General features: G+C 69.4%; 15 protein-coding genes and 1 pseudogene. 11 read left to right on the top strand and 5 right to left on the bottom strand.

The genetic code is table 11. From position 1 onward, the window contains the following. Positions 1-23: 23 nt before the first annotated feature. The 3 genes from AC3IRM_RS11260 to AC3IRM_RS11250 all read left to right on the top strand — a co-directional run bounded on the left by AC3IRM_RS11260 (position 24) and on the right by AC3IRM_RS11250 (position 2270). The gene (locus tag AC3IRM_RS11260; protein ID WP_489203237.1) at positions 24-368 is read left to right on the top strand and encodes a GFA family protein; all 345 of its coding nucleotides are present in this window, start codon (positions 24-26) and stop codon (positions 366-368) included. Between the two features lie 89 nt (positions 369-457). Then, positions 458-1165 (top strand): DUF4349 domain-containing protein, encoded by a 708-nt coding sequence (locus tag AC3IRM_RS11255; RefSeq protein WP_489203236.1) that lies wholly within the window; start codon positions 458-460, stop codon positions 1163-1165. Between the two features lie 157 nt (positions 1166-1322). Beyond that, positions 1323-2270: an aldo/keto reductase gene (locus AC3IRM_RS11250; RefSeq protein WP_489203235.1), complete on the top strand. Its 948-nt coding sequence runs from the start codon at positions 1323-1325 to the stop codon at positions 2268-2270. Positions 2271-2573: 303 nt separating this feature from the next. Here the strand turns inward: AC3IRM_RS11250 and AC3IRM_RS11245 are convergent. Both AC3IRM_RS11245 and AC3IRM_RS11240 read right to left on the bottom strand, forming a co-directional pair. Further along, a pseudogene (locus AC3IRM_RS11245) lies at positions 2574-2852 on the bottom strand (metalloregulator ArsR/SmtB family transcription factor); the annotation flags it as partial. A gap of 26 nt (positions 2853-2878) precedes the next feature. Beyond that, the gene (locus tag AC3IRM_RS11240) at positions 2879-3526 is read right to left on the bottom strand and encodes a peroxiredoxin (protein WP_489203234.1); all 648 of its coding nucleotides are present in this window, start codon (positions 3524-3526) and stop codon (positions 2879-2881) included. A gap of 129 nt (positions 3527-3655) precedes the next feature. Between AC3IRM_RS11240 and AC3IRM_RS11235 the strand changes: the two genes are divergently transcribed. Genes AC3IRM_RS11235 through AC3IRM_RS11215 form a run of 5 tightly spaced genes read left to right on the top strand, consistent with a single transcriptional unit; the run spans position 3656 to position 6722 of the window. Beyond that, complete coding sequence (locus tag AC3IRM_RS11235; RefSeq protein WP_489203233.1) at positions 3656-4612, top strand: MBL fold metallo-hydrolase; 957 nt, start codon at positions 3656-3658, stop codon at positions 4610-4612. Between the two features lie 11 nt (positions 4613-4623). Beyond that, positions 4624-5046, top strand: a complete 423-nt coding sequence (locus AC3IRM_RS11230; protein ID WP_489205910.1) for a YeeE/YedE family protein — start codon at positions 4624-4626, stop codon at positions 5044-5046. Then, positions 5043-5456 carry a DUF6691 family protein gene (locus AC3IRM_RS11225; protein ID WP_489203232.1) on the top strand — a complete coding sequence of 138 codons (414 nt, stop codon included), beginning with the start codon at positions 5043-5045 and terminating at the stop codon, positions 5454-5456. Before AC3IRM_RS11230 ends, AC3IRM_RS11225 begins: the two co-directional genes overlap by 4 nt. Before the next feature lie 16 nt (positions 5457-5472). Continuing rightward, the gene (locus tag AC3IRM_RS11220; RefSeq protein WP_489203231.1) at positions 5473-5934 is read left to right on the top strand and encodes a protein tyrosine phosphatase family protein; all 462 of its coding nucleotides are present in this window, start codon (positions 5473-5475) and stop codon (positions 5932-5934) included. A gap of 5 nt (positions 5935-5939) precedes the next feature. After that, positions 5940-6722, top strand: a complete 783-nt coding sequence (locus AC3IRM_RS11215; RefSeq protein ID WP_489203230.1) for a sulfite exporter TauE/SafE family protein — start codon at positions 5940-5942, stop codon at positions 6720-6722. Positions 6723-6729: 7 nt separating this feature from the next. Here the strand turns inward: AC3IRM_RS11215 and AC3IRM_RS11210 are convergent, their stop codons facing one another. Further along, a complete protein-coding gene (locus AC3IRM_RS11210) occupies positions 6730-7026 on the bottom strand; it encodes a hypothetical protein (RefSeq protein WP_232137791.1) in 297 nt (98 codons plus the stop codon). A 106-nt stretch (positions 7027-7132) separates the two neighbouring features. On the opposite strand from AC3IRM_RS11210, the gene speG reads away from it, so the two are divergent. After that, positions 7133-7705: a spermidine N1-acetyltransferase gene (gene speG / locus AC3IRM_RS11205; protein ID WP_489203229.1), complete on the top strand. Its 573-nt coding sequence runs from the start codon at positions 7133-7135 to the stop codon at positions 7703-7705. On the opposite strand, the gene AC3IRM_RS11200 is transcribed toward speG, so the two are convergent. Both AC3IRM_RS11200 and AC3IRM_RS11195 read right to left on the bottom strand, forming a co-directional pair. Further along, entirely contained in the window at positions 7706-8227 is a 522-nt protein-coding gene (locus tag AC3IRM_RS11200) for a GNAT family N-acetyltransferase (RefSeq protein WP_489203228.1), read from the bottom strand. Between the two features lie 5 nt (positions 8228-8232). Then, the gene (locus AC3IRM_RS11195) at positions 8233-9171 is read right to left on the bottom strand and encodes a peptidylprolyl isomerase (RefSeq protein ID WP_489203227.1); all 939 of its coding nucleotides are present in this window, start codon (positions 9169-9171) and stop codon (positions 8233-8235) included. A gap of 121 nt (positions 9172-9292) precedes the next feature. On the opposite strand from AC3IRM_RS11195, the gene AC3IRM_RS11190 reads away from it, so the two are divergent. Beyond that, on the top strand, positions 9293-9667 hold the full coding sequence (locus tag AC3IRM_RS11190; RefSeq protein ID WP_489203226.1) for a PadR family transcriptional regulator: 375 nt from the start codon (positions 9293-9295) through the stop codon (positions 9665-9667). Continuing rightward, positions 9664-10605: a sensor domain-containing protein gene (locus AC3IRM_RS11185; RefSeq protein ID WP_489203225.1), complete on the top strand. Its 942-nt coding sequence runs from the start codon at positions 9664-9666 to the stop codon at positions 10603-10605. Before AC3IRM_RS11190 ends, AC3IRM_RS11185 begins: the two co-directional genes overlap by 4 nt. Positions 10606-10623: the final 18 nt, after the last annotated feature.

Genomic DNA, 10623 nt, shown 5'->3' with positions numbered 1-10623 from the left:
GCCGCACAACCGGAGAGACGACGATGGCGCATACGGGGCGCTGCCACTGCGGCAGCCTGGCGTTCGAACTGGACGGCGACATCGCCGAGGCCTACGACTGCAATTGCTCGATGTGCCGACGGCGCGGCGGCCTGCTGGCATTCGCAGCCGCCGACGCACTGCGCGAAACCGGCAGCGGCGCGCCGCAGACCTATCGCTTCAACACCGACAACATCGCGCACCACTTCTGCGGGACCTGCGGCATCGCGCCCTACAGCCGCGGCGTCGGTCCGGACGGTGCGCAGATGGCCTGCGTCAATGTGCGTTGCGTCGACGGAATCGATCTTGCGTCGCTGAAGGTCGTGCAGATTGATGGAGCCAGCCTGTGACGCGTGCGCGACTGCGTTGGACCTCTGCGGTCCTGGTGGCGGCTGCGCTGGCGAGCGGCTGTTCTGACCCCAGCACGGATGCAAACGGCATGGCCTATGCGGAAGCGGGCAGCGCGCCGACCGCGGATTCCGAAGGCGCGTTGCTGGCCTACGAACACAGCGTCGGCGTGCAACTCGACCGCGACACCATCCTGCCGCGCCTGCAGGCGATCCAGGCCGCGTGCCGCGATGCCCGCTTCGGTGCGTGCACGCTGATCGAAGCGCAGCAGTCCGCCGGAGATCGGCCGTCGGCGCGCGCGGTGCTGCGCATGGCGCCTGCGGGCATCGAGCCGATGATCGCGCTGGCGGGCGAGGGCGGGGAGGCCGGCGAGCGCAGCACGCGCGCCGAGGATCTCGCGGTCGTCGTGCGCGACAACACCACCGAGCAGGACCGGCTGAAGAAGGAAATGACTCGGCTGCAGGCGTTCGAGTCGCGACGCGATCTGTCGGTGGCCGACATGATCGCGTTGTCGGAGCGGATCGCTGCGACCGAAGCGCAGATCGAGGCCGCGCGTCGCGATGGTGCGCAGCACCGTCGTCGCATCGATACACAACTGCTGACCGTGCAGCTGCGCGCGCGTGACGGCGAACAGGGCCGGAGCGAGATCGCGATGGCGTTCCGCGAGTTCGGCGGCACGCTCGCGGTCGGCACTGCGTGGACGATTCGCGCGACCGCGTTCCTGCTGCCGTTGGGAATCGCTGGATTCGCGCTGTTCCTCGTGCTGCGCGCGCTGTGGCGGCGTCGCCGCCACGGTTGATCGCCTGGCGTGCGCGTCGGTTGCCCGACACGCCGGGCTATTGCAGACTCGGTACGCCGCATGTCATGCCGGCATTCCGGGCGCGCAGCGCAATTGCGGACACCGCACCGGTTCACGACGCAGGCCCGGCCTGCGCCATCCATGCAAGGAGGACGCCATGGTCACCCGTCGCGATGCCCTGAAACTCTCACTCGGTGCCGGCCTGTCGCTGGCATTGCCCGGCACGCTGTTCGCCGCCACGCCCGCGCCGATGCTGACGCGCCCGATTCCGTCGAGCGGCCAGCGCATTCCCGTCGTCGGTCTCGGCAGTTCGGCCACGTTCTCGTCGACCGCGCGCGAAGACGCGTCCGCGCTCAATGCCGTGCTGCGTACCTTGATCGACGAGGGCGGCGCGGTGTTCGACACCGCGCCCAGCTACGGCGCTTCGGAAGAAGTCGCCGGCAGGGCGGTGCAGGACCTCGGCATTGCCGATCGGGTGTTCTGGGCGACCAAGGTCAATGTCGCCGGTCGCGAAGCGGATGCGAAGGCCGATCCGGCTGCGGCGCGCGCGCAGATCGAAGCCTCGTTCTCGCGCCTCGGCCGAGACACGATCGATCTGATCCAGGTGCACAACCTGGGCGATATTCCGACCCAGCTCGGCATCCTCAAGGAACTGAAAGAGGCCAAGCGCGTGCGCTACATCGGTGTCACCTCGACCAGCAAGCCGGCGTATCCGAAGCTGATCGAGACGATGCGCAACGAGCCGCTGGACTTCATCGGCGTCGACTACGCGGTCGACAACCGGGATGTCGAAGAGACGATCCTGCCGCTGGCTGCCGAGCGCGGCATCGGCGTGCTGGTCTATGCGCCGTTCGGTCGCACGCGGCTATGGCAGCGCGTGGGCGAGATGCCGGTCCCGGACTGGGCCGCGGAATTCGATGCGGCCAGCTGGGGGCAGTTCTTCCTGAAGTTCGTCCTCTCGCACCCCGCGGTCACCTGCGTCACGCCGGCGACCAGCCGCGCCTCGAACCTGATCGACAACCTGGGTGCGGGCCGTGGGCGTCTGCCCGATGCCGCGCAGCGCGAACGCATGGCGACCCTGATCGAGGGTTTGCCGAGCGTTTGATGCACTCCGGTCCGCATCCGCCCGGCACATCGCCGCGTGGATGTCGGTGGATCGCGAGCATCGCCCTGGCCGCCGCACCCGCGATGCGCAGTGGCGGCGCATGAGCCCTTTACGCGCGGCCTGGCTCCGCCACATGCCACACGACCGTCGTTGAGGCTGCATGCCGAACGGCGGGCTGGTCTGCCGTACGTGGCGCGCGGCTCACCTCACGACCCGGGCGAAGCGTGCCGCCTGGGTTGACGGCGCCGGGACACGCACCGGCTCGGCCAGTGATTCGGCGCCCAGCGCCGGCAATCCCGCCCCATCGCCGCAGAAGATTGCGTGCAGCGCGCCGAGCAGGGTGCGCATGCGCGGGTCGGCGATCGAGTAGTGGATCGAGCGTGATTCGCGCCGGGTCTTGACCAGATCGAAGCGGCGCAGTTCGGCCAGCTGCTGGGACAGGCCCGGCTGGCGCAGTCCCAGGTCACGCTCGAGTTCGGCCACGGACGGTTCGCCCTGAGCGATCTGGCACAGCAACAGCAGCCGCGTGGGCGTGGCGATCATGCGCAGCAGTTCGGCGACCTCGGGCACCTGCGCCTTCATCGCCTCCAGGTCCGCGCTCGGCATGCTCATGGCGCCCGCCAACGGAAGTACCAGGCCTCGTCGTCGGCCGGCTGCACGGCGAGAGCGGTGTCGGCGTCCAGCGGCACGGGCTCGAGCAGACGATCGCCGGGCTGCCAGCCTTCCGGGGTGGAAGCGCGCTCGCGGTCGGCGGTCTGCAACGCGGTGACCAGCCGCAGCAGTTCCTCGACCGAACGACCGACCTCCATCGGATACCAGTTCATCGCGCGCACGATGCCCTGGGGGTCGATCACGTAGGTCACGCGCGTCGTCGCGCTGTCGCCTGCAGCGGGATCGACCATGCCGTAGCCGCACGCGATCGCCATCGACGGGTCTTCGATCACCGGAAACCCGATCGTGATGCCGAAGCGCTGCTGGATGTCGCGCAGCCACGCGAGGTGCGAGAACAGGCCGTCTACCGACAACGCGAGCAGCGCGCAGTCCAGCGCGTCGAAACCCGCCTGGGCGCGGGCGAAGGCGATGAATTCACTGGTGCACACCGGGGTGAAGTCGGCCGGGTGCGAGAACAGCAATACCCAACGGCCGCGATAGTCCTCCAGCGCAATGTCGCCCTGTGTGGTGCGGGCGCGGAATGCGGGCGCCGGCTCGTGCAGACGCAGGGGCGAATGGGCGGGCGAGGCAGGGAGGTCGGGCATGGGCAATGTGCGGTTCCGGAGGCGGCCCACGCTAAAGCCGAGCGGGCAGGATGTCGATGTCACGCATCCATACTTGCATACTTTCGCAAACTATGAAAATTTAACGGCAATTCTTCTGGAGTCCGTGTCATGTCGCAGCCCGTCGTGCCCTCGACCGCCACCCCGGACGCACCCCTCGCTGCGGCGCGCGCACGGGTGGAGCAGGCCCTGGCGGGCGGGCGCACGCCTCCGGTGGTCGCCTCGTTCTTCGACGAGGCCACGTTCACGGTGAGCCACGTGGTGCGCGACCCGGACAGCACGGCCTGCGCGATCGTCGACAGCGTGCTCGACTTCGACGCGCCCAGCGGCCGGACCGGCGACGACTCCGCAAGCCGCCTGGTCGAGTTCATCGGCGACCACGGCCTGACGGTCGAATGGCTGCTGGAGACCCATGCCCACGCGGACCACCTGTCTGCTGCGCCGCTGCTGCAGGCGCGCGTCGGCGGGCGGCTCGCGATCGGCGCGCACATCACCACGGTGCAGGAGGTGTTCGGCAAGATCTTCAACGCCGGCACGCGCTTCGCGCGCGACGGCAGCCAGTTCGACCAGCTGTTCGCCGACGGCGACCGCTTCCGCATCGGTGGGCTCGAGGCCGTCGCGCTGCATGTGCCGGGCCATACGCCGGCCTGCATGGCGTACGTGATCGGCGATGCGGTGTTCCCTGGGGACACGCTGTTCATGCCCGACTACGGCACCGCGCGCTGCGACTTTCCCGGCGGCGATGCGGCCACGCTGTATCGCTCGATCCACCGCCTGCTCGCACTGCCCGACGCGGCCCGCGTGTTCTTGTGCCACGACTACAAGGCGCCGGGACGCGATGCGTTCGCCTGGGAGACCACGATCGGCGCGCAGCGCACCGGCAATGTGCATGTGCGCGACGGCGTGTCCGAGGACGCGTTCGTCGCCATGCGCGAGGCCCGCGACGCCACCCTGCCGATGCCGAAACTGATCCTGCCGTCGGTGCAGGTGAACATGCGCGGCGGCCATCTGCCCGAGCCCGAGGACAACGGCGTGCGCTACCTCAAGCTGCCGGTGGACGCGCTGTGAGTGTCGCCGCGCTGCACTGGGGCTGGCCGGTCGCCGGCGGGTTGATGATCGGCATCGCGGCGGCGTTGTATCTGATCGCCGCCGGCCGGGTCATGGGCGTCTCCGGCATGTTGGCGGCTGCGACCGGCCTCGGCCCCGGCGGTGCGCGCGTGCAGTCGGCGCTGTTCGTCGCCGGGCTGCTCGGCGGCACGGTCGCCGCGATGGCCTGGATCCGCACGCCCGCGTTCGAGGTCACCACGTCGTGGCCGCTGCTGGTCGCCGGCGGGCTGCTGGTCGGCTACGGCACGCGATTGGGATCCGGCTGCACCAGCGGCCACGGCGTCTGCGGCCTGGCCCGGCTGTCACCGCGCTCGCTGGCGGCCACCGGCATCTTCATGGCCACCGCGGCGCTGACCGTCTTCGTCGTGCGACACGCGATCGGCGGTGGCGTATGACCCGCGGGATCGCGCTGCTCTGCGGCCTGCTGTTCGGCGTGGGCCTGGTGGTCTCGGACATGGTCAATCCCGCGCGCGTGCTGGCGTTCCTGGACGTCGCCGGCGACTGGGATCCGGCGCTGGCGCTGGTGATGGGCTCGGCGCTCGTGCCTTCGACCTTGGCCTACGCCTGGCGCCGCCGTCGGCAGCGCCCGCTCGCGGCGGCGGCCTTCCATGTGCCGGACAACCGGCGCATCGATGCGCGCCTGCTCGGCGGCGCCGCGCTGTTCGGCATCGGCTGGGGCCTGGTTGGCCTGTGCCCCGGGCCGGCAATCGCGGCCCTCGCCACGCTGCAGTGGCCGTTTCTCGCATTCGCCGCCGCCATGCTCGCCGGCATGGCCCTTCATCGCGCGCTGCATGCGCCCGCCTGATCCCGGAGGGATCCCGATGCCTGTTTACGCCCAGCTCGATGACCGGTTGTCGGTCGCCCCGCAGATCGCCCTCAACGACATCCCCGCGATCGCCGAGGCAGGGTTCACCACGCTGATCGGCAACCGGCCCGATGGCGAAGCCGAAGACCAGCCCGAGACCGCCGCACTCGCTGCCGAAGCGCGCCGGCATGGCCTGGCGTTCGTCCACCAGCCGGTGGTCGGCAGTGCGATCGGCGCGGCCGACGTGGACGCGTTCGACGCGGCGCTCGCGCAGGCGAGCGGACCGGTGCTCGCGTTCTGCCGGACCGGGACCCGCTCTGCCACGCTGTGGGCGCTGGGGCAGGTGCGTCGGCGTGCCGTCGACGAGGTGCTCGACGATGCGCGGCGCGCCGGATACGACCTCGCCGGCATCCGCCCACGGTTGGAGGCGACGGCCGCCGTCGCCGGACCCGCGGTGCCCGACGGCGTGGACGGCTGACGCCGATGGATGTCCTGCACCTGCTCCTGGGCGGCCTGTCGGGCGTGCTGGTCGGCTTCACGCTTGGACTCGTCGGCGGTGGTGGCTCGATCCTCGCCGTGCCGTTGATGGTCTACGTGGTCGGCGTCGACAATCCCCACGTGGCGATCGGCACCAGCGCGCTCGCGGTGGCGGCCAACGCGGCGATGAATCTCGGCAACCATGCGCGTCGCGGCAACGTGCGCTGGCGCTGCGCGCTGGTGTTCGCGGCGGCCGGCGTGATCGGTGCCTACGGCGGGTCGTCGCTGGGCAAGGCGATCGATGGACAGAAGCTGTTGCTGCTGTTCGCGCTGCTGATGCTGGTCGTCGGTGCGCTGATGCTGCGCGGACGCGGCGAGGGCGGCAATGCGGATGTGCGTCTGGACCGCAGGACGGCGCCGCGCCTGGCCGGGTTCGGTGGGCTTGCCGGTGCGCTGTCCGGGTTCTTCGGCATCGGGGGCGGGTTTCTGATCGTGCCCGGGCTGGTCGCCGCGACGCGCATGCCGATGCTGCTGGCGATCGGCAGTTCCCTGGTCGCGGTGACCGCATTCGGTCTGACGACCGCGCTCAACTATGCGCGGTCGGGGCTCATCGACTGGACGCTGGCCGGCGTGTTCGTCGGCGGCGGCCTGCTGGGCGGGCTGTTCGGCGCGTCGCTGGCGACGCGCCTGTCGCGCTCGCGCGGCGCGCTCAATCGGGTGTTCGCGGGGCTGATCTTCGCGGTCGCGCTGTACATGCTGGTGCGCAGTGCGCGCGCATTGATCGGCTGAGGTCGGCTCAGCCTTCTTCTTCGGTCTCGAACTCGACGACGGCGTCGAGATCAAACGCCAGCGCTTCGATCGCTTCGCGCACCTTGCGCTCGGTCGACGGGTTGCCGACCTCGACTTCGATCTCGTGCATCTTCGGTCCGGCGACATCGCTGAGACCGGCGGAGCTGGAGTCGGCATCGTCCATGTGCGGCATCAGGTCGTCTATCTCTTCGACGTGTTCGATGCCTTCCACGCTGGACAGCAGATTGATCACCGCGCGTGCGGTGTCGTCGCTGCCGGTGAGGCGGATGCGGAGCATGGGCATGTCGGTGTCCTTGTGGGGCGGGATGGCGTGCAGGCTAGGCAGCGAAACGGAAAGCCGACGTGACGACACCACGCATCTGTCATCGGCGAGGCGTAGGCTCATGCCCATGAATGCGACCGCGTCCAGACCGGCCACGTCCGAAGAACAACCGCCGGTGTTGCTGCGCCCGCTCGAACGCGGCGACCTGCATTTCGTCCATGAGCTCAACAACAACCGCACGGTGATGAGCTACTGGTTCGAAGAGCCCTACGAGTCCTTCGTCGAGCTCGAGGAACTGTTCCGCAAGCACATCCACGACCAGAGCGAACGGCGCTTCATCGTCGAGGACGGCAGCCACACGCGTGTGGGCATGGTGGAGCTGGTCGAGATCGACCACCTGCACCGGCGCGCCGAGTTCGCGATCATGATCTCGCCCGCGCACCAGGGCCGCGGCTATGCGCGCCCCGCGACATCGCTGGCGATCGCCTACGCGTTCCGCGTGCTCAATCTCTACAAGCTGTTCCTGCTGGTCGACGTGGACAACGCCGCCGCGATCCACGTCTACGAATCGCTGGGCTTCCAGCGCGAAGGTGTGCTGGTCGATGAGTTCTTCAGCGACGGCCGCTATCGCAGCGCGATCCGCATGTGCCTGTTCCAGCACCAGGCGCTGGGCAGCGACGACAGCCGGCGGGACGCCTGATCAGGCGCGCGGGCGCAGGCGTTCGAAAGTCAGCGTGGTCTCGCCGTGGTACTGCGTCGGTCCGGTCTCGACGTAGCCGAGCTTGCCGGCCAACTTCCGCGACGGCGCGTTGTCCGGATTGATGATGCACACGCTGCGCCCGCCGAAGGGCTGTGCGTCGAACCAGGCGTGCATCGCCTGCGTGGCCTCGGAGGCGATGCCGCGGCCGTGGGCTTGCCTGGCGAACAGCCAGGCGCCTTCGGGCGATGCGGAGAACGAATCGCCCAGCCCGCGGCGGAAATCCGCAAACCCGACGCTGCCGATCGTGCGACCGGTCTCACGCTCGATGACCGCGAAGATGCCGAAGCCGAACGCGGTCCAGTGGCCGATGTAGCGCAGCAGCCGGTTCCAGACGTCCTCGTCGCTGGGCACGGTCGAGGTGATGTGCCGCATCACCTCGGGGTCGCGGATCATCGCCCCCAGCGCGTCGAAGTCCTCGATCGCGTGCGGGCGCAGCAGCAGGCGTCCGGTTTCGATCCGCATCGTGCTCAGCCTGCGGGCGGGGTGCGCACCGGCACGCTGATGTTGCACAGGTCGATGTGGCCGGCCGGCTGCACGTACCAGTCGTCGCGGCGGTTGCGGCGTGATTCCACCACGGCGTCGAACAGCGGTGTATCGGTGCGCAGCACCTGCAGCGGCGTGCGCTCGGCCGCAGGCACTTCGGAGGCGAGGCGGATGCGGCGGATCGGCGCGCGCTGTTTCGGGTCTTCGTAGAAGCCCAGCGGGCCGGTGCCGCGCGGCAGCACGCTCAGCAGTTCCATGCCCTGCAGCACGCGGCCGACCGTGGTGATGTTGCGGTCGAGCTGGCGCGGCGACTGGCCGGTGACGACGTAGAGCTCGGTGCCGTTGCTCGAATCGGGCGCCATGTCACGGCCCGCGCCCAGCGTGCCGTAGCAGTGCGCGAGCCAGGCGCGGCCATTGCCGCTGCGGTCGTCGCGCGCGGCCGGGAAGCCGTCGGCGAACCCCGCCTGCGCCGCCCAGCCATCGGGATCGGGCAATGCGTGGAAGGCGAGGCCGGCAGACGCGCGGTCGAATTCCGCCGGCAGGCTCGCCCGCGCGCTGCCGATCGGGCGGCCCGGCACACCTTCTTCGGTGATGTCGCCGAACTGCACGACGAAGTTGTCCTGCGAGCGGTACAGGGTGAGCCCGTCCCAGAAGCCGCCGCGGGCGAGGGTGCGGATGTTGGCGACGTGCTCGGGCGCGAACGCCGGCGCCAGCTCGATCACCACGCGGCCGCCGTCGAGGTCCATGTACAGCAGGTTGGCCGGGTCGGGTGTGCGCCAGTCCGCCGGCGTGGACGCATCGAGCAGCGCCTGCGTGGAGCGGGTTTCGACGGCGGTCGGCGCGCCGGACGTGGCGCAGCCGGCCAGCGCGAGCACGCAGGCGGCGAGAGTGGCGGACAAGGCGTGGCGCGACAGCTGGCGCATGGATGGATTCCCCGGAAAGACAGACCCGATTGTGGCCGAGTCGATGGCCGGCGTGACTACCGGCACATCCGCTATAGCGAAGTCCGCACTAGTATCTGGATCAACCTAGTGGAGGTGGCCCATGGCCGACGCCCCGGATGATAGCGATCTGCAACTGCGCAAGTTCCAGAAGGAACTGAGCGCGGGCACGGTGTCGCTGGCGTTGCTGGCGGTGTTGGGCAGCGCGGCCGAGCCGATGTACGGCTACCAGATCGCCAAGCGCCTCGAATCGCTCGACGGCGTGCTCAGCGGCAAACAGAGCGCGCTGTACCCGGTGCTGCGCAACCTCAGTGCCGCCGGCCAGCTCGACAGCCATGTCGAACCGTCCGTGGCCGGACCGCCGCGCCGTTATTACCGCATCACCGAGGCAGGGCGGATCACCCTGCAGCAGTGGACCGCCGCCTGGCGGGCCACACGGGATTCCGTCGACGCCGTCCTGGAGGGGATACGCGAATGAATATGCACCGCCCACCGCAAAGCATCCCCGAGTACCTGGAACAGTTACGCGTCGCGCTTACCGGCGCGGATCCCGCACTCGTGCAGGACGCGCTCTACGACGCCGAGGAGTACCTGCGCTCGGAACTGGCCGAACAAACGGGCCGCTCGGAAGCCGAGGTCATCGCATCGGTCGCGTCGAGCTACGGTGCGCCGGACGAAGTGGCCGACATCTACCGCGACACCGAGGTCAAGGTGCAGACCGCGCTGCGGCCGCCGGCGCCGACGCCGCGCACGTCGCTGATCGGGCGCTTCTTCGGCGTCGCCGCCGATCCGCGTACCTACGCGTCGATGTTCTACATGGTGCTGTCGCTGGCGACCGGCATCTTCTACTTCACCTGGGTCGTCACCGGCCTGTCGGTGTCCTTGAGTCTGGTCGTCGTGCTGATCGGCATTCCGCTGCTGATCCTGTTCTTCGGATCGGTGCGGCTGCTGTCGCTGGTCGAAGGGCGGCTGGTTGAAGTGATGCTCGGCGAGCGCATGCCGCGCAGGCCGCTGTACTCGGTGCGGGGACGCAACTGGCTGCAGCGCATCGGCGACATGTTCACCGACGCACGCACCTGGAGCACGCTGCTCTATCTGCTGCTGATGCTGCCGCTGGGCATCGTCTACTTCACGATCAACGTGACCCTGCTGTCGCTGTCGCTGAGCATGATCGCCGCACCGCTGCTGGTGTGGACGGGGATCGCGACCTCCGGCGTGAACGAGTTCGGCTGGTCGGTGCTGAACTGGGCGCCCGGCGGGGGGCTGTCGACCTCGTTCCCGTTGCTCGCAACCCCCTTGCTGCTGGTCACCGGCGTGCTGGTCCTGTTCGCGAGCCTGCATCTGTTCCGCGGCATCGGCCGCATGCACGGCAGCATCGCCAAGCACCTGCTGGTGAAGACCGCGCAGTACAGCTGAGCAATCGGTTTTCCGATC

Source organism: Luteimonas sp. KH_071 (genome assembly GCF_057838005.1).
Note: the sequence above shows the minus strand (reverse complement) of the source record. Positions and strands in the feature narration are given on the sequence as shown.